20 protein-coding genes are annotated in these 20,113 nt (G+C 60.0%); 10 read left to right on the top strand and 10 right to left on the bottom strand.

The genetic code is table 11. From position 1 onward, the window contains the following. A partial coding sequence (locus GGD63_RS32220) for an ABC transporter permease subunit (RefSeq protein ID WP_409334108.1) occupies positions 1 to 435 on the bottom strand: 435 nt, incomplete at its 3' end. Between the two features lie 60 nt (positions 436 to 495). Here GGD63_RS32220 and GGD63_RS32215 point away from each other — a divergent pair. Continuing rightward, positions 496 to 1,308, top strand: a complete 813-nt coding sequence (locus GGD63_RS32215; protein ID WP_210316055.1) for a FadR/GntR family transcriptional regulator — start codon at positions 496 to 498, stop codon at positions 1,306 to 1,308. A gap of 177 nt (positions 1,309 to 1,485) precedes the next feature. Here GGD63_RS32215 and GGD63_RS32210 read toward each other — a convergent pair whose 3' ends face one another. The 7 genes from GGD63_RS32210 to GGD63_RS32180 all read right to left on the bottom strand — a co-directional run bounded on the left by GGD63_RS32210 (position 1,486) and on the right by GGD63_RS32180 (position 7,256). Next, entirely contained in the window at positions 1,486 to 1,977 is a 492-nt protein-coding gene (locus GGD63_RS32210) for a nuclear transport factor 2 family protein (protein WP_183248045.1), read from the bottom strand. Beyond that, positions 1,967 to 2,497: a nuclear transport factor 2 family protein gene (locus tag GGD63_RS32205; protein WP_183248043.1), complete on the bottom strand. Its 531-nt coding sequence runs from the start codon at positions 2,495 to 2,497 to the stop codon at positions 1,967 to 1,969. Before GGD63_RS32205 ends, GGD63_RS32210 begins: the two co-directional genes overlap by 11 nt. A gap of 111 nt (positions 2,498 to 2,608) precedes the next feature. Continuing rightward, a complete protein-coding gene (locus GGD63_RS32200) occupies positions 2,609 to 3,310 on the bottom strand; it encodes an ABC transporter ATP-binding protein (RefSeq protein ID WP_183248041.1) in 702 nt (233 codons plus the stop codon). Next, positions 3,307 to 4,038, bottom strand: coding sequence for an ATP-binding cassette domain-containing protein (locus GGD63_RS32195; RefSeq protein WP_183248039.1), 732 nt, complete (start codon positions 4,036 to 4,038; stop codon positions 3,307 to 3,309). The genes GGD63_RS32200 and GGD63_RS32195 overlap by 4 nt, the downstream gene beginning before the upstream one ends. Continuing rightward, on the bottom strand, positions 4,035 to 5,084 hold the full coding sequence (locus tag GGD63_RS32190) for an ABC transporter permease subunit (RefSeq protein WP_183248038.1): 1,050 nt from the start codon (positions 5,082 to 5,084) through the stop codon (positions 4,035 to 4,037). The genes GGD63_RS32195 and GGD63_RS32190 overlap by 4 nt, the downstream gene beginning before the upstream one ends. Then, entirely contained in the window at positions 5,084 to 5,950 is an 867-nt protein-coding gene (locus tag GGD63_RS32185; protein WP_183248036.1) for a branched-chain amino acid ABC transporter permease, read from the bottom strand. Before GGD63_RS32185 ends, GGD63_RS32190 begins: the two co-directional genes overlap by 1 nt. Positions 5,951 to 6,020: 70 nt before the next feature. Next, the gene (locus GGD63_RS32180; RefSeq protein ID WP_183248034.1) at positions 6,021 to 7,256 is read right to left on the bottom strand and encodes an ABC transporter substrate-binding protein; all 1,236 of its coding nucleotides are present in this window, start codon (positions 7,254 to 7,256) and stop codon (positions 6,021 to 6,023) included. Between the two features lie 313 nt (positions 7,257 to 7,569). On the opposite strand from GGD63_RS32180, the gene GGD63_RS32175 reads away from it, so the two are divergent. The 3 genes from GGD63_RS32175 to GGD63_RS32165 all read left to right on the top strand — a co-directional run bounded on the left by GGD63_RS32175 (position 7,570) and on the right by GGD63_RS32165 (position 9,851). Continuing rightward, a complete protein-coding gene (locus tag GGD63_RS32175; RefSeq protein ID WP_246785748.1) occupies positions 7,570 to 7,875 on the top strand; it encodes a MarR family transcriptional regulator in 306 nt (101 codons plus the stop codon). 97 nt (positions 7,876 to 7,972) lie between these two features. Then, entirely contained in the window at positions 7,973 to 8,497 is a 525-nt protein-coding gene (locus tag GGD63_RS32170) for a hypothetical protein (RefSeq protein ID WP_183248029.1), read from the top strand. Positions 8,498 to 8,804: 307 nt separating this feature from the next. Then, entirely contained in the window at positions 8,805 to 9,851 is a 1,047-nt protein-coding gene (locus GGD63_RS32165; protein ID WP_183248027.1) for a substrate-binding domain-containing protein, read from the top strand. Positions 9,852 to 10,587: 736 nt separating this feature from the next. Here GGD63_RS32165 and GGD63_RS32160 read toward each other — a convergent pair. Together GGD63_RS32160 and GGD63_RS32155 are read right to left on the bottom strand one after the other, a co-directional pair. Beyond that, the gene (locus GGD63_RS32160; protein WP_246785754.1) at positions 10,588 to 11,904 is read right to left on the bottom strand and encodes a lipase family protein; all 1,317 of its coding nucleotides are present in this window, start codon (positions 11,902 to 11,904) and stop codon (positions 10,588 to 10,590) included. A 40-nt stretch (positions 11,905 to 11,944) separates the two neighbouring features. Beyond that, positions 11,945 to 12,751 carry a GntR family transcriptional regulator gene (locus GGD63_RS32155; protein WP_246785747.1) on the bottom strand — a complete coding sequence of 269 codons (807 nt, stop codon included), beginning with the start codon at positions 12,749 to 12,751 and terminating at the stop codon, positions 11,945 to 11,947. 207 nt (positions 12,752 to 12,958) lie between these two features. Here GGD63_RS32155 and GGD63_RS32150 point away from each other — a divergent pair, with 207 nt between their 5' ends. The 6 genes from GGD63_RS32150 to GGD63_RS32125 all read left to right on the top strand — a co-directional run bounded on the left by GGD63_RS32150 (position 12,959) and on the right by GGD63_RS32125 (position 20,109). Continuing rightward, the gene (locus GGD63_RS32150) at positions 12,959 to 13,894 is read left to right on the top strand and encodes a hydroxymethylglutaryl-CoA lyase (RefSeq protein WP_183248026.1); all 936 of its coding nucleotides are present in this window, start codon (positions 12,959 to 12,961) and stop codon (positions 13,892 to 13,894) included. Further along, on the top strand, positions 13,891 to 15,105 hold the full coding sequence (locus tag GGD63_RS32145) for a CaiB/BaiF CoA-transferase family protein (protein ID WP_183248024.1): 1,215 nt from the start codon (positions 13,891 to 13,893) through the stop codon (positions 15,103 to 15,105). Before GGD63_RS32150 ends, GGD63_RS32145 begins: the two co-directional genes overlap by 4 nt. A gap of 41 nt (positions 15,106 to 15,146) precedes the next feature. Next, on the top strand, positions 15,147 to 16,193 hold the full coding sequence (locus tag GGD63_RS32140; protein WP_183248022.1) for an ABC transporter substrate-binding protein: 1,047 nt from the start codon (positions 15,147 to 15,149) through the stop codon (positions 16,191 to 16,193). Then, positions 16,190 to 17,038 (top strand): ABC transporter ATP-binding protein, encoded by an 849-nt coding sequence (locus GGD63_RS32135; protein WP_183248020.1) that lies wholly within the window; start codon positions 16,190 to 16,192, stop codon positions 17,036 to 17,038. Before GGD63_RS32140 ends, GGD63_RS32135 begins: the two co-directional genes overlap by 4 nt. A gap of 2 nt (positions 17,039 to 17,040) precedes the next feature. Continuing rightward, on the top strand, positions 17,041 to 17,886 hold the full coding sequence (locus tag GGD63_RS32130) for an ABC transporter permease (RefSeq protein ID WP_183248019.1): 846 nt from the start codon (positions 17,041 to 17,043) through the stop codon (positions 17,884 to 17,886). 786 nt (positions 17,887 to 18,672) lie between these two features. Next, positions 18,673 to 20,109, top strand: a complete 1,437-nt coding sequence (locus GGD63_RS32125; protein WP_183248017.1) for a sugar ABC transporter substrate-binding protein — start codon at positions 18,673 to 18,675, stop codon at positions 20,107 to 20,109. Positions 20,110 to 20,113: the final 4 nt, after the last annotated feature.

Raw genomic sequence — 20,113 nt, 5'->3', positions numbered from 1 at the left:
GTCCAGCGCAGCTCGCACCTGCGGTACGCTCGACCAGAATCCGAGTTCGATCGAGGGAAGCGGCGGCGCCTTTGGCTCGATCAAGGGTTTGCCCATGAAGAACGCGAGGCCCGTACCCAGCACGATCAGGCTGATGCCGATCGCGGTGTCATTGACGCGCTTCACGCTGCACAGCAGGCCATGCAGGAGCCCGAAGGTCGTTCCGGCAAGTCCGGCGGAAAGTACGCCGAGCCACGGCGAGCCGGAGAGGTAGGAGATCGCGTATCCCGCCATGGCGCCGAGCATCAGCGTACCTTCGAGGCCTAGATTGATACGGCCCGATTTCTCGGTGATCAGCTCACCGATGCTCACGAAAATGAAGGGTGTCGACACACGGATCGCCCCACCCAGGATTGCGAGCGGCAGCGCCAGCCAGCCGATTGATGTACTGTCCATGCCTTTACCTCTGCGTCGTTTCTCGGAGTTGTTGCGCAATTGCGTCCGCGACGAGAACGCATGACGATGGAATTGGAAAAATTTTCGCGGTCGGGGGGCCGGCTGAAAATTCAAAAGCGTGCCGACCTGGTTACCGAAGAGATCAAGCAGCTGATCACGCAGAAGAACCTTCGTCCGGGCGACAAGCTTCCCATGGAGAAGGAGCTTCAACGGCTGTTTTCGGTCAGCAAGAGCACAATTCGCGAGGCGCTCAAGTCCCTCGAGGTGCAGGGACTGATCACGATCAGCACCGGCCCGACCGGTGGGGCGACGATCATGGAGGTGCCGCTCGATCGCACTTTTCAGCTGTTGCAGAACTACTTGTTCTTCAAAGAGGTCAGCATGGAGGACATCTATGCGGCGCGACGCTTGCTGGAACCGGAACTGGCTGCCGGCTCTGTGCCATTTCTGTCGGACGAGCAGCTCGATGCTCTGGAGCAGAACATTGAAACGTGCCAGCCGGCCTCGCAGGAGCCGTCTCTTCTGGTTCGTCAACGCCAGGCGGATCTCGACTTTCACGACATCCTGGCTGCAGCAAACCCCAATCCCTTCCTGCGCTTTGCATGCGAACTGATCAACGAGATGCTGCGTCGGCTGGTTGTCTTCAGCACCCAGACGCCTCCGGAAGAGCACACGAGATTCGGATGCGCCAACGTCAAGATTCACACGGAGATCGCCAAGGCCGCCCGCGCGCGCGACAGCGAGCGCGTGCGCGCACTCATGAAAGCGCACATGGAGGAAGCTTCAGAATACGTGAAGCGGTTGGATGGACGACTCGATGGTCGACTGATCCTCGATTCGGAAATGGCGCCGCGCCCGCGACCGCTGTCGTGACGGACGCTACAGAAGACGGCAATTCAGCTCCCTCCGGCGAAGACACTTTGCAGGCAAAGTTGGTGTAGCCGCGGCGGGTTCAGATGAGCAACGATTTCACCAAACCACAACGAACCAGTTCAGCTCCCAAATAAGCGACAGCAATTACCAACCCAACGCGAAGCTGTCGAACCACAACTAGGCTCCGTGAGAGAGGCGCTGCTCTACGATGCGATCGGCCTGCTCCCAGCTGTCAGATACAGGAACAAAGAACTTGATCGTCTGGTCCCAATTTAACCAATACCACTGGCCATCCCGCTTCCGATAAGAATGCCGGTGAACGAAACAGCCCCAAACGGCCTTGCCTGATAGAACTGGAGTTTCCCATGCGCTCCAGTGACCGTAAGCCGTATCACTTCCGGGGCGCACATCGAATACATAATTGCCTGCATAGTGAAGGCAGAAGGTCTGCGCCAAATCTGCGAACAAGTCCTCCATTGCAGGCCTTCCAACGCACTTGAGATCGCCGCTCTCAAAGCAACCGTCTGGGAGGAATAGCGAAGCAAGCGCTTTCGGATTGTAAGCCTCGCCGGTCGAACCACCGGTGTCACAATGCTCGAAGAACTCGACGACCCTCTCACGAAGACGTTCAATATCTTCCAGTCTTGAGATGCGCGCCTCAAGCGACATTGGTGCCCTCACGAGACTCTTGATCCCAGGTCCACAATTTCGAAATTCGCTCTTCCGCCCATCCAACCCGGTAATCGGAAACGAACTTCACCGTCAACTCGGCGCGCGACGTCAACCATTGCGCATTGCGCTTCACGTATGCATCCTTGTAAAGACCAGCCATCAGCATCGGCTTGCCTCCGATTGTTAGCGGCGCCCAGGTCGTCCATCGAGCAGTCGCGCTGCCTCCATCCGGCGATATCTCGATAATCTGGTTCATCACGAAGTTGAGCGAAAACGAGATCTTATTTTTGCACGACGCCAAAAACTCCGACAGCTGAGCGTATCCCTGATAGACTCCAAAATGGAGCGACTCCCAGGTCGCATCCTCAGAAAAGGTATCAAGGACTGCTTGGGCAGGGCCGTTCTCGTTGATCATTGCATCCAGGCAGCGCGCATATTCACACTTGAGCTGTCGAACGGCTTCGATGTCTTCGAGCTGCGCGACGCGACGCTCGCTATCTTCAAGTTTGAGGATCACGAAATTACTCCAGGCAGTGGGCTATCTAAGGCGGACTCGAGAGAATTTGGTGCTCCAGCGTTGCGTTTCCCGCAGATGTGGAAATGCCGCAGGAATTCCGGTTGGCCGGGCCTAGGGCACGGCAAGGCCGACGCGGCCAGCAAGCAGATCCTCACGGCTTACTTCGCCCGTGATGCGACCTTTCTGGATGCTGAGCACGCGATCCGAGAGCGAAGCAATGAACTCGAGATTCTGCTCGACGACAATCATCGAGAGCGATCGGCGCTTCCTCAGCGCGAGCAGCGTCTCGATGATTTCCTCGATGATCGACGGCTGAATACCCTCAGTAGGTTCGTCGAGCAGAATCAATTTTGGATTCGCGCAGAGACATCTTGCAAGCGCCAACAGCTGCTGCTCTCCTCCGGAAAGTGCTCCGCCGGGCCGGTCGAGCAGACGGACAAGTCGCGGAAAGTCCGTAAGCAGGTCATCGATAACACCGAGATCTTCTTTCCGTGCGGCGGCGAGTCCCATCCGTAGGTTCTCACGCACCGTCAGGGTTGTGAATATTTCGCGCCCCTGCGGGACAAGACCAAGGCCCATGCGCGCACGCCCGTGAATGGGAAGTTTGGTGACGTCACCGCCGAGGAACCGCACGACACCGTCCATCGCCGGCAGATGCCCCATGAGAGACTTCAGCAGGGTCGTTTTTCCCATCCCGTTGTGCCCGAGGATGCCGAGATACTCGCCTTCCCCGACATCGAATTCGATTCCAGTCAGGATCGGCACAGGACCGTAGTTTGCGCGCAACCCTTGAACCTCGAGAACGTTCATCATGAGACGACCACCTTCTTGCCGAGATACACGTCGCGTACACGGGCATCAGCCAGGACGTTCTTGAGGGTGTCTTCCATCATGATCCGCCCCTGATGAAAGACGGTGACAGTGCGCGCAATCATCTTGATGAACTCCATATCGTGCTCGACCACGATGATTGCGCGCGCTTCATTGATCTCCCGAATGATCTCAGCAGTGCGCTCCGTCTCTTTGTCGGTCATACCCGCAGCTGGCTCGTCGAGAAGGAGGAGCTCAGGATCACCGGCAAGCACTGTACCGATCTCAACCCACTGGCGTTGACCGTGGGAAAGCTGCCCAACGATGGCGGACTGCTTTTCGGTCAGACGAACTCTCTCCAGAATCTCGTCTACAACAAGGTTTGCCATACGGGGCGTGTTCTTGCGGCGCGCGGATAGCCAGATATTCTCGCGCACGGAGAGGCCGTTGAACACATTCGGGATCTGCGTCTTTATGCCTAGACCGGTACGAGCGATCTCATGGCTCGGCAAGCCTGCAATCGACCTGCCGCGAAAAGCGATCGTCCCTGATGACGGCGTGATTTGCCCGGTCAGCATCTTGAAAAAGGTGCTTTTGCCGGCTCCGTTCGGGCCGATCAGGCACCGCAGTTCCATTTCGCCGAGGTTGAAGTCGACGCTGTCATTGGCAACGACGCCTCCGAAGTTCATTGTCAATTTTTCTGTCTTCAGCAATGGGACAAGTTCTGTCATGTCAATTGACCGGCATGAGGCGTGCTTTGAGCGCTGCCGTGTTCGGTCGTGCTCCGGTAGCGCTTACGCAGTCGCGCAAGACAGAGGAGGAAGGTCGGTGCGACACCTTTCGGCAGCAACAGGACGAAGCCGACGAGAATTGCGCCGAGGACGAGATTCGAGTTGAACGTCTGCTGTGATCCTATCAATGCAACGAGCCACTGGATCACAAAGCAACCTACGATCGGACCGAACAGACTGCCAAGTCCGCCGACGGTGATCCAAATGATGATTTCGGCTGATAGCGAGAGGGAGAAAATTGTTGGCCCGACAAACGCACCCCAATTGACGTAAAGCGCGCCGCCTAGACCTGCAATCGCACCGCCAAGGACAAACACGCCGAGTTTGACCAATCGCGTATCGTAACCGAGAAGAGCGGCGCGAGTCTCGTTCTCGCGCACCGCGACCGCAACGCGGCCGAAACGGCTGACCAGGATCAGCCTAAGCAGCAGATAGACCGCGATTAGCGTACCTCCTGTAACCCACCAGGAAGTCTCGGGAGACAGTGGAATTTCTGGGTGGAAGGGCATATTGAAGGTGGGCACCGAGGGGATCCCATTGAACCCCCCCAGCCGCGCGATGCCGATCCTATACGCTTCTCCTGCGGTCGAATTGACGACATTGAAGAGAATGAGCGTTACGGTGAGTGTAATAACACCGAGATAGACGTCGCTTATCTTGCCGTAGAACACGAAATAGCCGAGCGCTGTTGCAAAGAGTGCCGGAAGAACGACCGCGAGCAGGATTGCGTTTGTCGAGTCACCAAAATTGATGGCCGCTATTGCATAGACATAGCCTCCAAGTCCGAAGAAGGCAGTTTGCCCAAATGACAGGATGCCGCCGAAACCCCATATGAAGGCCACGCTCAGTGCGAGCACGCTCATAGCCGCGAATAGCGTTACTTGCATCAGCGCGAAAAGGTCGAGGTGGAGAGGCAGCAGGGCGACGCCTGTCGCCGCTGCCAGCACCAGAATAGACTGAAGGCCGGCATGTCGCGCATCGGTCATTACGACATACCTTTGAAGAAACGTCCGGAAATGCCCTGCGGCAGAATGCGGATCAGGAGGATCGCCGACAGGAACAGAATCACCTCGCCGTACACTGGGGTCGTGAAGTAGGCACCGAGCTGATTGACGAGGCCAAACAAGCCCGAAGCAGTCAGCGTTCCCGAGATGATCGTGGCACCGCCACCCACCACCGTTATGAAGCATTTCGCTATGAAAGCGGCTCCCATGACGGGGGTAATTCCTGACAATGGCGCAAGCAGCCCCCCAGCCAGTCCCGTCAGTCCGGCGCCGATGCCAAACGTGATCATATAGACGCGGCTGGGATTGACGCCGAGCGTCGCCGCCATGTTCGGATTCTGCATCACCGCGCGGGCGATGAGTCCAAATCGGGTGAAGCGCAGCAGAGCATAGACCAGCGCCATAACGGACACTGCCATCCCGGCCAGGAACAGGGTGTACCAACTCGACCGGTACTCACCGACCTGGAAGCCGCCAAGCGGCGTCGGCACACCGTTCATCGTGTTGCCGTAGATCGTCGTGACAAGTCCGATCAACAGGAGGCTCAGCCCCCACGTTGCGAGCATTGAATCGACGAGCCGCCCGTAGAGAAAGCGGATCAAGCAGCGCTCGATGAGCAATCCGACCAAGCCGACAAACAGTGGAGCAACGATGATCATCGAGACCCAGATGTTCATGCCGGCATTGGTCGCGATCACCGTTGCGTAGGCACCGAGCATAACGAATTCGCCATGCGCGAGATTGATGATCTTCATCATGCCGAAGATGATGGCCAGGCCGACACAGAGCAGGAACAGTGACGCAGCGCCATTTAGAACATCCAGCGCGAGGATGATTGCCAAATCCATGGATTGCTCCGAGAAGCGGGAGATGGAGTGGCGACGCCGGCGAGCCTAGGCGGCGCCAAACCCGAAGGCGTTAGAGCGAGATCTCGTATTGCTTGTTGTCGTTCGGGTTCTTCACCAGATCGCAGACTGCGGCAGTGTCGAGTGGCTGCGCGTCCGGAAAGGTCTCGGTGACGACCCATTTGCGATCCTTCACCACGGCGAGATACGTGTTGCGCGAGACGTGGTGCGTCTTATGATCGACCACTACCTTGCCGCTCGGGCCGTCGAACGCGATGCCGGTCTCAAGCGCTTCGATCACCGGCAACCGCTCGATCGTTTTTGCCTTTTTGACACCCTCCACCCATAGGTTGAAGCCCTCGTAGGTCGCTGCGGCGAGCTCGCTGATATAGGGTATGCCCCGTGAGAGCTTCTTGAGCTTGTCGACGTATGCCGTGCTGGCCGGGGTGGTCAGTTCTTCGAAGTAGCCGAAAGTGCCAATAATGCCGTCGCTTTCGGCCGCGGAAAGGGTTGCTGGTTCATTGAACAGCCCGAAGGTGGTAGAGGCAATTTGAATGCGGTCCTTCATTCCGGCCGCGGCCCATTGGCGGTAGAAGGCAACGTGGTTTCCGCCGACGAGTGCGGAGAGAATCAGGTCCGGTCTTGCGGCCTGGATCTTGGATATAGTCGGACCGAAATTAGTGACATCGAGGGGGAAGAAGTCGACGGATAATGTCTCGCCGCCATTTTCCTTGACGTACTTCTGCATCCATTTGGCGGTGATCTGCCCGTAATTATAGTCGGCCGCGATGATATACACTTTCTTGCCGCCCTTGCTCATCGCGTAGGGCACAAGTTTCGCAACCGTCTGCGCTGGCGTAGTCCCAGTGATGAACATGTTCCGATCGCAGACACCTCCTTCATAGAGCGTGTTGTAGACATAGAGGGTACGAAAGCGATCGAAAGTCGGTCGGATGGCCTCACGGGATGCCGAAGTGATGCCTCCAACGATTACCGATACCTTGTCCCGAACGGACAATTGCTGGGCGTATTGCGAATACAGTTGGATGTTCGACTGTGTGTCGTAGTGGACGAGCTTTAGGGGGCGCCCGAGCAGACCACCAGCCGCATTCACCTCCTCGACCCCAAGCTTGAGACTGTCCACCATTGGCGAGCCCGAGGCCGCCATCGTACCCGACTGATCATGGAGCGATCCGACAAGGATCGGCTCAGCCGCGAAGGCATTCCGAATGAACACGGGGGAAGCGAGAGCCGTGACAGACGCGGCAGCGGCCGTCGAGCGCAAGAAATAGCGACGAGTAAGACTCATGGGGCGAAACTCCGGGTGGGGCGCGGGTGATTAGCTCCATGAAGTTGATATTACAATGATTGAAAAAGCAACTACTTTTCTCAGACGCTAAATTTGAGCTTTCTGGTCCAAAAATGGAAGGAATTCCTCGAAGTTATTTCTTTCCATGCGGCTCAAGATCGATGTAGAGAGCTTATAGAGTCGCAAATAGTTGAAATTTCAAATGTCAGATCGCCCCCTAAACGAGCATTTGTCTCATCTACTGTCCCAAGCGAGCAGGCATTTTGCTCGCCATCTAAATGCAGATGGCATCGCCCTCGATGAGTGGCGTTTGATGAAGGCGCTGTCGGAGCGCCGAGGAATGACGATGCGCGCCATCGCCGATGAATTGGCCCTGAGCGCTCCGACCACCACCAAAATTGTCGATCGCATGGTGCAGGAAGCGCTCGTCTACCGCGCTCCTGATCCGTCCGATCGCCGGAAGGTCGTCCTCTTCCTGTCAGAGAAGGGAGCGGAGCGCCTTGCGGCCCAGAGCGCGCGAGTCAACGAGCAAGAGACCAAGGCTGAAGACGCCTACGGCAACGAGCACGCCGAAAAGCTGAGGGCCATGTTGGAAAGCTTCATACGCAGGATGGAATGAGTGGGGCTAGGGGCTTCGCAACTCTTCCTTCGAAGTGCGGAGTCCATCCCTCGATCGTCGATACTTCTGTCATCGATCCCGCCAAACGAGAGAGAGCATGAACAATTCCGAATCAGGAGCACGCCTAGGAATCCGCTTGCAGGATGTCGACCTGAGCGCGCTAAAGATGCCCTTCCACTCCCAATGGACATACGGTGCGGAATGGAGCAAAGCGCGAATTCTCGCCAGCGACCGCACGGACGCACGCATTGAACAACCTGTGGACGACACTGAAGATCTCAAATTCGAGGTTCACTACAGGTCATGGTTTGGCATCGCCTATTTCGGCCTGGGACGGAAAGCTAGCGCCGAGCAATCGCTCCCAAAGCTTCTGGCAACGCTGGAATCGACGGTTTCCGGGAGGATGAGTGCGGCAGCTGCCGCAAAGCTCGTCATAGGTGACAAGCTCAGCGAGTGCGTATTCAGTGAGTGCGTTTTCGGTGTGCCAATGCCTGGCTCGAAAACCCGCGCTACACGGTCGCCCCGGCAAAACCTTTGTCGCTTGCGGCACTGGAAAAGAGCGCAATGGACGTGCACGGCATCTTCTCAACTGGCACGGCCAATCCCATCATGTGCGAATTGATCGATCCAAGGCTAGACGTTTGGCTTGCCATACAGATTTCTGAAACCAGGCGCGACCAGCACTTTGTCTCTTCCGAACTTGCTCGGCGCGTCTTCACCCAGGTTTTCTTGCTAAAATAGGGGGCAGCATTCTCAGTGCCTAACAACTATAGATTTCGCGAAACACCGAATCGGGACTAGTTGCAGGGGCAAAATCCAGCCGTCTACCGGCACGGAGTTTGCATCTGATCCTAAGCTTTGCCGTAAGCGACTGCAGATAGTTCATTCTGCAGGATGGAAACGGACGGCAAATGGAGAGGGTCGGTTGCATGATCAAGCTTGGTTTGCTCGTAGCCGAAACGGGGGCGACTGCGATCTGGACCCCCTCAGCCATTGCTTGTGCACAACTGGCAGTCGCGGAGCTCAATCAGGCGGGAGGCGTGCTCGGTCGGCACATCGAACTCACCACGATCGACAGCGGGCCTACGGGAGAAACGGCGGCTGAAGCGGCATCCAATGCGGTTGCCTTCGAAGGTATCGACGGCATCGTCGGCATGGTCCCGAGCTATTGCCGTAGACCAGTGACGCGCGCTGTCGGCCGCACAGTACCCTTTATCTATACGCCGCAGTTCGAAGGGTTCGAGAATGACGCGAGAGTTGTGACAACAGGCGAAACATCTAGTCAACTTCTCGCACCGGCGCTTCGGATGTTCCAGGGCGGCCACCGTGACCGGCGCTATTTTCTCTGCGGGAACGACTACATGTGGCCACGTGGAAGTATAACGATCGCACGAGCAATGATTCAGGAAGCGCGCGGAACCATAACGGGTGAAATGTATCTGCCGTTGGGCAGCCGCGACTATGATGAAATTTTGTCCCGTATCGCCTCCACCCGATCCGACGTTGTTCTCCCATTTTTCCTGGGATCCGACGCGATCCATTTCAATCGCGCGTTCGCGGCCGCAGGGCTCACGTCGCGAGCGGATCGCTTTGCCTGCGCCGTAGATGAGACGATCATCTATGGGCTCGCCGAACACGAAACCGAAAACCTCTACATTTCGTCAGCGTACTTCTCCAGCCTTCGATCGCATAACAACGGCGCATTCCTCGAGCGCTATCACACACTCCATGGCGATAGTCCGCCCCCCGCCAACGCTTTTGGCCAATCTTGCTACGAAGGCGTGCATTGCTTTGCGGCTTTGGTCGCTGCGGCCGAGACGACGCGCGCCGACTCAGTTCGAGGTAAAGTCGGCCGCGCGCTTCAAGCGCGCACAGCCCGCGGCAAGAAGGGCGGCACGCTCGCCGGTTCGAGCCAACCGATCTATCTTGGCCGCGTGGACGGCTATGAGGTCTCGATACTCTCCCATCCCGTTTGATTGCCGATTCCGTTCAAGACGAGCCTCGCTGATTTACGGCTCGCCTTGCCTCAGCAATGGGCACACTAATGCGGCCCCTCTGGGCCGACCAGGGCCGCCACCTCGCTATCGTAAATTCGACGACCCGAATAAATTGGCTCGTCCAGTCCAGCGCCATTGCTTCGCCTCAGCCGTCGAGGCACAGCCCGGCAGCCGGCCTTTCCGACTGAACGCGGTTAAAATGATGCCAGAAGTCGCGAGACATTGTTTTCGAAATTGTTGTAGGCATCGACTGACTGAAGGCGATTGATCCGGTCGAGAATACGGCGCCATTGTTGGGCGCGGTGAAGTACACCGTGTCCGCGAAGAGTCAGTAGTCGTGTGAACCGGACAGGCCTGGATGGATACAGGATTTCCTCGACGACCATCTAATAGTTTTTACTGTGGCCACCCGACGAGGCCACTATCAGCGCGTGCGGCGGCGTGCCAAGCGAGATCGTAATGATCGATCTCCAATCCTCCAGCCGCGATAGGCGAGTCCGAAGTCTCCGGAAGAGACGGTTACCCCGCTCTGCTCCCCCGGGACGCGTTTGATATCGCTTATAGGGCGAACGAGAGGCTGGACGGAGTCAGGGGCCAGCCACGGCCAGAAGCAAGCGTCGGCTGCGCGACTGGAAGGGACGCTGCAAACGTACCGACGACGGAACAGCTGCGCTGCAGCGAAGCTTTCCAACTCGCTCGTTGTGGCTGTTCGTTGCTAGTCGTTAAACGCAATGCCTGTTGCAGCTTCACCAGGTGGACCGGGTTCAGTAATTTCGGAACAGTTGCTTCGCGGCTTTTCTCCGGCGAGCACGCCACGGAAGAAGGCCAAGGCATCGGGAAAGGCAGCGTTCAAGCCGCCATTGTGCGTAGCACCGGGATAGGTCTTCCAATTGACGTCGTTTCCAACGGCGCATAGAGCGGCGACCTCCGCATATTGGCGCATCGGCACCAGCGTAGTGTCGGCGAGACCGGTGCCGAGGAGCATGGGCACATGAAGCCTTCTCGCTCTCATGTCGGTGACAGGCGTCAGCCGCGCCAAAACCTGGACCATCGGCTGGACATAGACGTTATCCGCAGTAATGCCCTCCCGACGTGCGACATCTCGCATTTCTGGGGCGCAGCTCTCACGGGCTGCCTTTAGAATTGGCTTACCCTTGTCCGAGACGAGATCGTCGACCGTGGGAGCCCCTTCGGCCAGCGAACCGCCGAGCATCATCAAGGTCGTATAGATAGGGGACGCTATCGCGGTCGTGTCCGGCCTGTATGGTCCATCCGGGAACGTCGAGACGAGTCCCGTAGCCACAGTCGCAAGCAGCGGCACATCTGCAGCGTAGCTTTCCGCAATCATCGTCGCTCCGATCGCGGCACCTGAGCCTTGCGACTGCCCCGTGATAAAGACTTTCGGTGCGATCCTGTCCGGATACGCCGACAACGCGGCTCTCACCGCATCGAGCACAGAGCGGCCTTCCGCCTGCCAGACCAGGTAAGGATGTGGGCCTGGCCCGCCGAGCCCCTGGTAGTCCGTGGCGACAACTGCGAAACCGTTCTCAAGCCATCGCTGGATATAGGTTGCATCACGCGGCTTGTGTCCGGTCCAAGATGGGGCACATGCATCAGATACGCCGAGCGTGCCATGCGCCCAGGCGACCAGTGGCCAGCCGCCCGCCGGTGACTCCCCCTTTGGCAGATAAAGATCACCGGAACGATGCGGGCACTCCACCGCAGATCGTTGGATGTGTATAGGATCCGCTCGGCGCGACCTGCGCTTATGATTTCGGGCTGCGGTGGCACGGCCTCCTGCCGCAGCATCAGCCCCGGTCGTTCCGGCAGAGTGCCGGACCAACGATAAAAAGGTGAAAGGTCCAAATCCCCGACCCTCGCTCCGATCGGAAGTAGGGAGGGCTCGGTTCGCCCCGTCGAGGTTCCAACACCTATGGCCGCTGTGAGCGCAAGAAGCGAAATCGCGACGGGGATTCCACGCATAAGCTTCTCCATCAGTGCTGACGTCGGTTGGTGTCGTGTGTTGACCCATGGCAGCTTGGATCAATAGTTTCCCGGCGGCGCGAAGATCATCAAGACAGGCCTTCGACTAGCGGGCGCTGCAGGTGCCGCGTCATCAGTTCAGCTGCTTCCGGATAGTGGCGGGCTTCCAACAGGTCGAGCAAGCGTAGGTGCTCGCGCACGTGTCGGCGCATGCCCTCACGATCGGCGAAGCTGCGATAGGCGAACAGGCGACGGATCGAGTTCACGCGCTTGAGCGCCTCGAGGAAGAAGGGATTGCCCGCGCCGCGGATGATCTCCTCGTGGAATTCACAGCCGGAGTGAAAGATCTCGCCGATCGTCATCTTCTCGATTTCGCCATCGAAGACCCGCTGTTGGCGCTCGCGCAGGCGTGTGATCACCTCTTGGGGCAGCGCAAAGCCGGGCTGCGCGATCGCCGCCGGCTCGATCACCGCGCGAAACGCCTTGGCCTGCACTTGCGCTTCGGGACTCGAGACCGTCTTCGCGAAACGCCAGCCATAGCCCGGTAAGCGAGCGATCCAGCCCTCGGCGGCGATGCGGTCCAGCAGCCGCTGCAATTCCGCGCGGCTCAGATCATAGCGGCGCAAGAGCTCCGCCTCAGTTACGTCGGGCGGAAGTCGGCTCGCGAGCACGTCGCCTGCGATGGTCGTATAAACTTGCTCGCTGCGCCTGACGGCCGCGAGCGCCGGCTGGACGGCGCCACTGGTTGGATTCTTCGCCAGCACGAAGCCGCGATGGGGTTCGCCGCGCGCCAGCCCTGCCGCTTCCAGTGCCTTCAGGCCGAGCCGGATCGGCGCGCGTGAAAGGTCCAGCGCATCCGCAAGCCTTTGTTCGACCAGGCGGTCTCCGGCCTTCATGCCTTCGCGGCGAGCGAGTGTCATGATCAGACCGGCGAGGTGCTCGGCGCGCTCGGAGCCGTTCTTGTCGCTGCGCTGTCGGGAACTATCGGTGGCTCTCATTGCAGTGCACGCAGGTTTTAGGGCTTGACAGTTTTAGGGCTTGACAGAATGTCCCATGGATTGTTCTTTTATGCAACAATATACAATCAACCCAGGGAGGCCCACATGGCCCGCGAGCCCGATGTCCACATTTGCGAGGTCGCGCCCCGCGATGGTCTCCAGAACCTGGACATCTTCGTTCCGACCGAAGCCAAATGCGCCTTGATCGACATGATCGCGGCCGCGGGCGTCCGCGAGATCGATGCCGGGTCGTTCGTCCCGCCGAAAGTCGTGCCACAATTCGCCGACGTCGATGCGGTGATGGCGCATGCGCTCACGCACAAATCGACCACCATCGGCGCGCTGGTGCCGAACCCGAAGGGCGCCGAGCGCGCCATCGGCGCCGGCGTCGACTCCCTCTATTTCGTCATCTCGGCCAGCGAGACGCACAACCGAGCCAACGTGCGCCGCTCGATCGACGAGCAGGTCGAGGGGTTTCGCGCGGTCCGCGCCGCGATCGACGCTCGGCCGGTGGGGCGGCGGCCGCAATTGATGGGTGCGATCTCCACCTCCTTCGGCTGCTCGCTGGAAGGCGAAGTGAGCGAAGCGGCGGTATGCCGGGTCGCGCGCGCCTTTGCCGAAGCGCGGGCCGACGAGATCGGCCTTGCCGACACCGTCGGTTATGCGACGCCCAAATCGATCCGGCAGATCGTCACCGCCGTGCAGCGTGAGGTCGGAACGCAAATGACGCTGCGGCTGCATCTGCACGACACGCTCGGTGCGGGCCTTGCCAATGCCATCGCAGGCCTCGAGGCCGGCATCCGCCGTTTCGATGCCGCAGTGTCCGGCCTCGGCGGCTGCCCCTTCGCTCCCGGCGCGCGCGGCAACATCGTCACCGAGGATCTCGTGTTCATGCTGGAGCGCATGGGGCTCTCCACCGGCATCGACCTCGACCGCCTGATGCAGACCCGCGAGATTCTCGCCCGCCACATCCCGGCAAACCATCTGACCGGCCATCTGCACGAGGCCGGGATTCCCAAGGTCCTGCGGAGCGCCGCATGACTGCGGCTGCGCACGAGAGGGCATCTGAGCTGCGTCCGTTGGCGGGCGTTCGGGTGATCGAGTTCAGCCAGATGGTGATGGGGCCGAGCTGCGGCCTGATCCTGGCCGATCTCGGAGCCGACGTGATCAAGGTCGAACCGCCGAAGGGCGACCGCACCCGCACCTTCAAGGGGCCTGCCGCCGGCTTCTTTGCGACCTACAGCCGCAACAAACGCAGCATCGCGCTGGACACGTCGGGCGCGCAGGGCCAGGACGTCGCACGAAGGCTGATTGCCAGCAGCGACGTCCTGATCGAGAACTTCCGGCCGGGCTTGTTGAAGCGGATCGGCCTCGACTACGACAATGTCGCGGCCTTCGCACCACGCCTGATCTATTGCTCGCTCAAGGGCTATCTGCCTGGCCCTTACGAGAACCGCCTCGCACTCGACGAGGTCGTGCAGATGATGGGCGGCCTCGCCTACATGACCGGTTTGCCCGACAGACCGATGCGCGCCGGCGCTTCGGTCAACGATGTCATGGGCGGCATGTTCGGCGTGATCGCGATTCAAGCTGCGCTCGCCGAGCGGCAGCGCACCGGCCGGGGCCGCTACATCCAGAGCGCCCTCTATGAGAACAACGTGTTCCTGATGGCGCAGGCCATGATGTGCGAGGTGGTCAGCGGCCAGCCCTCGATCCCGTACTCGATCAAGGACAGCCCATGGCCGGTCTACGACCTCTTCGATACCAGGGACGGCTCAAAACTGTTCGTCACCATCGTCGGCGAAGAACAATGGGAGGCGTTCTGCCGCGCCTTCGATCGCGAAGCCTGGCTTACCGATCCCCGCTTTGCGAGCAGCAACGACCGGGTCGATCATCGCAGCTGGCTGATCCCGGAGATCGCGAAGATCTTCAAGCAATGGGACAAAGCCGATCTCGCTGCGCGGCTCGAGCAGCTCGATCTGCCCTATGCGCCGGTGAACAAGCCCGGCGATCTCTTCGACGATCCGCATCTCAACCGGTCCGGTGGCCTGACCGACATTCGGCTTCCTGACGGCCGCGAGGCCAAGACGCCGCTGTTGCCGATTTCCATGGACGGAATGCGCCTGCCCAATCGCTACGATCCTCCCGGGATCGGTCAGCACAGCGGCGAGATCCTGAGCGAGATCGGCATGTCGCCGGACGAGATCGAAGCGCTGCGGCAGCAGGGGACGATCAAGGTTGCGCCGTCCTGACCGGTCGGCGCAATCAAACAAGATCAAGGGAGGAGCAGCACATGAGCATGAACAGGCGCCAGGCGCTGATCGCGGGCTCCGCATGGGCCGGTGCATCGCTGCTGCCGGGGCAATTGCGTGCGGAGGCCAAGCAGGTCTCGCTCGCATTCGGGCCGGTCTCGCCGGTCTACGCCATCGGCATGATCGCCGAGCTCAAGGGCTACTTTAGGGACGAAGGGCTCGATTCCAAGCTCGTCACAGGTAACGCCGGCACGTTCGGCCGCCAGACCTTGGCGGCGGGGCAGGTGCTGTTCGCGCATGGCGATGCCAGCCATCCGCTCCAGCTCGGTGCGCGCGGCAAGCCCTGCAAGATCCTGCTCGCGACCGAGATGGTGTGCTCCTATGCCAACATCATGGTCCGGCAGGACCTCTACGACAGTGGCATCACTTCGGTCGAGAAGCTCGCGGAGTACAAGCGCCCCGACGGCGCCAAGCCGATCGTTGCCGCGACCGCGATCGGATCGGGCACCTGGGTGTTCGGCACCTATGTGTTCGAAGCGCGCGGGCTCGGCAGCAAGGTGAACTGGGTCGCGGGCGGCGGGCCCAACACGATGTTCCCTTCGCTGCAGACCAAGCAGTTCGACGCCATCATGGCGCCGCCGAGCTGGATCGTCGAGGTCGAGAAGAAGGGCTTTGGCCGGACGATCTACGACACGTCGAAGCCTGGTGTGTTCGACAAGGATTTCGGCGGCACGCTGCCCGTGCTCGTGATCTACGCACTCCAGGACACGGTCGAGCAGGACAAGCCGATGGTGCAGGCCTATGTCAACGCGATCTACCGTGCGATGGCTTTCGTGAAGGCGACGCCGCTTGCGGAGGTGCAGGCGCTGGTCACGCCGAAATATTTCTCAGGGATCGATCCCGATGCGGTCAGCGCCGAGCTCGGCTTCGACAAGTCGACCTGGGCCTATGACGGCGCCATCGACAAGGCTTCGTTCGAACGCGGCGCCAAGCCCTGGTACCGCAAGGGAACGGACATTCCGGAGACCAAATACGAGGATGTCGTCGACATGAGCTTCCTCCAGGCGGCCAGGGCGAAGTACAAATGATCGCCGCGCCAAGCCAGGGCCTGGCGCTCGCGCGCGACGAGGAGCCAGCAGCGGCGGCGCGCACGCGCATTACCGTGAAGGGGCTCGTCAAGCGCTTTAACGCCTCCGGCCGCGAGTTCGTGGCGGTGGATGACGTCTCCTTCGAAGTCAAGCAGGGCGAGTTCGTCGCGCTGCTCGGTCCATCCGGTTGCGGCAAGAGCACCATCCTCAACATGGTCGCGGGGTTGTTGCCGCGTTCGGGCGGACGCATCCTGATCGATGGGGATACGGTCGAGACCGGCAAGGTCAATCCCAGGGTCGGTTATGTCTTCCAGCGCGATACGCTGTTCCCCTGGCGCACCGTGGAGCAGAACATCGGCTATGGGCTGGAGATCGCGGGACTGCCGAAGACCGAGCGCGCCGGGCGCGTCGCTTCGGCGGTCGAGAAGGCCGGGCTCTCGGGTTTTGGGCAGAGCTTTCCGCGCATGCTGTCCGGCGGCATGCGCCAGCGTGTCGCGTTGATGCGCACGCTGATCCTGGAGCCCGAGATCCTGCTGATGGACGAGCCGTTCGGCGCGCTCGACACCCACACCAAGCTCGAGATGCACAAGACGTTGCTGGAGATCTGGGAACGCGAGCGGCAGACCGTGTTGTTCGTGACGCACGATCTCGGCGAAGCCTTGACGCTGGCGAGCCGCATCATCCTGCTCTCGGCGCGCCCCGGGCGCCTCAAGGAAGATTTCGACGTCGCAATCCCGCGTCCGCGTGATCCGGTGGGCGTGCGCGAGACGGCCGAGTTCGGCCGGCTCTATTCCCACATCTGGCATTCCCTCGGCGAAGAATTCCGCCGCACCAGGGCCGACTGATCATGTCCCACAGCCGCACCGTCATCCTGTTCTGGCAATTGGCCATTCTCGCGGTGGTTCTCGTCGTCTGGCAGTGGGGTTTTGAATGGAGCAAGGCGTTGCTGCCGAAGGCCTATGTGCCAAAAATCCTCGATCCCTATTTCATCGCCAAGCCGTCGCTGATCTGGCAGAGTTTCTTGCGGCTCGGTTGCTTTTCCGATGCCGCCGGCTTTACCGCCTGCATCACGGGCAGCGACAATAATCTGTGGCTTGCGACGCTCGTCACCTTGAAGAACACCTGGTGGGGCTTTCTGTTCGGCTCGGCCAGCGGGATCGCGGCCGGCCTCGTGCTCGGCCGATCGGACTTCCTTGCCCGCGTGTTCGGACCCTACATCGTGGCGCTCAACTCGATACCGCGCATCGCGCTGGTGCCGCTCGTCATCCTGATCTTCGGCCTCGGTGACCTCTCCAAGATCGCAACCGCCTGGCTCGTCGTGTTCTTCGTGGTGTTCTTCAACACCTTCGAGGGCACGCGTGCGGTCGACCGCGACCAGATCGCCGCCGCCCGCCTGCTCGGTGCCAGCGAATTCACGGTGCTGCGCACAGTCGTGATCCCGTCCGCGCTTGCCTGGGTGTTTGCCTCGCTCCTGCCGGCCGTCTCCTTTGCGTTGATCGGCGTCATCGTCGGCGAGTTCATCGGCGCCGAACGCGGCCTCGGCAAGCTCATCATCGAAGCCGAGGCGCGCGCCAACGCCAGCGAGATGATGGTCGCCATCTTCGTCATGATGTTCGTCGGCATCCTGCTGGCGATCGCGGTACGCTCGCTGCAATCCTACCTGCTGCGATGGCAACCGCAGTTTGAGCATTAAGGGCGAGGACCACCACCGAGATCTGACTGCCTATTGACGGGTTTGTCGGCCACGCATCGCGGATCGGCAAGGACCGAGGTCGGTATCGTCATCAGCGATTAACCTGATTGCCGGTATGAACGACTTTAAGCTAGCCGAGAGAATCCAGGCGTGCGGCTTGACCGTCCGATCCTGATTGCCTCCGCCTCCTGAGCCGTTCAGCCAGCAAGAACTGCGACACGCCGACTCTCGCGATGCTGAACCAGCCGGAGCGGCACGACACGAACGTGCACACGCTGTGAGATCGGCAGCCTTAGCTCAACAGGTCGCGTGTTCGAGTGCAATGCTGGGAAGCGTGGCGCTCAGGAAGTTTGGCGCGCGCATTGCCTCTGGACAGTCCTGTAAGCCTGTTCTCCAGCCGAACGACCGCATGGTCGACTCGTTTTGCTTCGCAGACACCTCAGCAGATAGGTGACTGCGATTCATCGATGCTTGCAAAGTTCTCATTTGTCGGCCAGTTCCACCTCGACGCAGACTAGCCCCAAAGTCAACGCTCTCGAGCGTTTTGGGGAGGGTACGTGCTTCTACAACGCCAACTGGCGTCCATTCAGGTTGCGGGCGACAAGCCCGGACCCGCGATGCGCCTGCGCTGCAAATCTCGACATAGATGAATTTGTTTCTCTCGGCCCGGTCACCACCGACGGCGTCCGTTCACGCCGGCGGCTGACTAACCAGGCCATGATCACGTGAGAAGCGCTCCGAAGCCGGCTCTTCCGGACTCCGGACGCCCAAGAGGAGGAGGAAGGGATGAAGTTCAGGACGTTTCTCGGCGCGGCCGCAGTGCTAGCGCTGGCTGCAGGTTCGGCGCCGGCTGCAGACAAGGATGCCACCGACACAGCGGTGGAAGCCGCGAAGAAGTACGCGGGCACAACGATCAGCATCGTCTGGGAGGCCGGTCTCCAATCTCTGGACCCGTTGAACTATTCGGGCCCGCAATGGGAGAAGCTCACCGGCATCAAGGTGAAGGTGGTCGAGGTACCGACCGACCAGATGTTCACCAAGATCATGCAGGATTTTAAATCAGGCGCCGGAGCGTACGACGCGCTGAACGTCATCCCATCCTGGATGCCTGACCTGGCGCGCGCAGGCGCGCTCGAGCCGCTCGACAAGTATGTCGACAAGTTCGGCTATCGCGACGAACTGCAGGACATCGCGGCGGCCTATCGCGACAATCAGATGCAGTATGACGGGAAGATCTACGGCTTTCCGGACGATGGCGACGTGATGCTGCTCTACTACCGGAAGGACATCTTCGAGGATCCGAAGATGAAGGACGAATTCAAGGCCAAGTTCGGCTACGAGCTCGCGCCCCCGAAGGACTGGAAACAATTTGACGAAATCGGCCAGTTCATCACCGACAAAATGGCGCCGAAAGTCTACGGCGCTGGCTTCTTCCGTACCGCACCCTATCCGCAATACATGTTCCAGGAACGCTTCCGCATGGAAGGCGGCAAATTCTTCAATGCGGATACCATGAAGGCCACGGTGAATGGCGACGTCGGCCTCAAGGTGTTCAAGCAGATGCTGGCGGAAAACAAGTTCATGCCGCCCGGCGTCGAGCAGTGGAATTTCGTCGACAATCTCGCCGCCTTCCTTCAGGGCACGACCGCGATGACGATCTCCTGGCCGCCCTACGGCCGCTGGGCCGCGGGCTACGGCTCCGGAGAGGACGCTTTGAAGTGGGTGCCGAAATCGCAAGTCGCCGGCAAGGTCGGCTACGCCCTCACCCCTCTCGGTCGCCCCGAGCTCGGCGTCGGTTTCGATCTATCTGTGTCGGCCACCAGCAAAAACAAGGAGGCCGCCTATCTCTTCATCCAGTGGCTGAACAGCAAGAAGACCAGCCTCGAGCGCGTCCAGCTCCCCTATACGCTGCGCGATCCCTTCCGGCTCTCGCACTATGCGAGCGAGAAATATCGTGCGCTCTGGCCTGACGCTGCCGCCTATCTCGACAACATCAAGACGTCCGGGGAGAAGGGCCTGCTCGACCTGTCGTTGCTGCAACAGGACAAGTACGACGAGGCGATGACCAAAGCGATCTCGAGCCTTTGGGCCGGCGAAGATCCCAAGGCCATTCTCGACCGCATGGCGCAGCAATTCGATGCGATCACCGAGAAGGTCGGCATCGAGAACCAGAAGGCCGCCTACAAGGTCTGGGCCGCAAAGCCCGGCGCCTACCCGCAATGATTGG

Origin of the sequence: Bradyrhizobium sp. cir1, assembly GCF_014198245.1 — a bacterium.
Taxonomy (GTDB): Bacteria; Pseudomonadota; Alphaproteobacteria; order Rhizobiales; family Xanthobacteraceae; genus Bradyrhizobium.
Note: the sequence above shows the minus strand (reverse complement) of the source record. Positions and strands in the feature narration are given on the sequence as shown.

Bases quoted from the DNA above. Each gene is read 5' to 3' on its own strand.
- GGD63_RS32150 (WP_183248026.1), top strand. From the start codon at position 12,959: ATGGCCCGCGAGCCCGATGTCCACATTTGCGAGGTCGCGCCCCGCGAT.
- GGD63_RS32200 (WP_183248041.1), bottom strand. From the start codon at position 3,310: ATGATGAACGTTCTCGAGGTTCAAGGGTTGCGCGCAAACTACGGTCCT.
- GGD63_RS32180 (WP_183248034.1), bottom strand. From the start codon at position 7,256: ATGAGTCTTACTCGTCGCTATTTCTTGCGCTCGACGGCCGCTGCCGCG.
- GGD63_RS32145 (WP_183248024.1), top strand. From the start codon at position 13,891: ATGACTGCGGCTGCGCACGAGAGGGCATCTGAGCTGCGTCCGTTGGCG.
- GGD63_RS32155 (WP_246785747.1), bottom strand. From the start codon at position 12,751: ATGAAGGCCGGAGACCGCCTGGTCGAACAAAGGCTTGCGGATGCGCTG.
- GGD63_RS32125 (WP_183248017.1), top strand. From the start codon at position 18,673: ATGAAGTTCAGGACGTTTCTCGGCGCGGCCGCAGTGCTAGCGCTGGCT.
- GGD63_RS32135 (WP_183248020.1), top strand. From the start codon at position 16,190: ATGATCGCCGCGCCAAGCCAGGGCCTGGCGCTCGCGCGCGACGAGGAG.
- GGD63_RS32140 (WP_183248022.1), top strand. From the start codon at position 15,147: ATGAGCATGAACAGGCGCCAGGCGCTGATCGCGGGCTCCGCATGGGCC.
- GGD63_RS32130 (WP_183248019.1), top strand. From the start codon at position 17,041: ATGTCCCACAGCCGCACCGTCATCCTGTTCTGGCAATTGGCCATTCTC.
- GGD63_RS32215 (WP_210316055.1), top strand. From the start codon at position 496: ATGACGATGGAATTGGAAAAATTTTCGCGGTCGGGGGGCCGGCTGAAA.
- GGD63_RS32160 (WP_246785754.1), bottom strand. From the start codon at position 11,904: ATGGGTCAACACACGACACCAACCGACGTCAGCACTGATGGAGAAGCT.
- GGD63_RS32210 (WP_183248045.1), bottom strand. From the start codon at position 1,977: ATGTCGCTTGAGGCGCGCATCTCAAGACTGGAAGATATTGAACGTCTT.
- GGD63_RS32175 (WP_246785748.1), top strand. From the start codon at position 7,570: ATGAAGGCGCTGTCGGAGCGCCGAGGAATGACGATGCGCGCCATCGCC.
- GGD63_RS32190 (WP_183248038.1), bottom strand. From the start codon at position 5,084: ATGACCGATGCGCGACATGCCGGCCTTCAGTCTATTCTGGTGCTGGCA.
- GGD63_RS32165 (WP_183248027.1), top strand. From the start codon at position 8,805: ATGATCAAGCTTGGTTTGCTCGTAGCCGAAACGGGGGCGACTGCGATC.
- GGD63_RS32185 (WP_183248036.1), bottom strand. From the start codon at position 5,950: ATGGATTTGGCAATCATCCTCGCGCTGGATGTTCTAAATGGCGCTGCG.
- GGD63_RS32195 (WP_183248039.1), bottom strand. From the start codon at position 4,038: ATGACAGAACTTGTCCCATTGCTGAAGACAGAAAAATTGACAATGAAC.
- GGD63_RS32170 (WP_183248029.1), top strand. From the start codon at position 7,973: ATGAACAATTCCGAATCAGGAGCACGCCTAGGAATCCGCTTGCAGGAT.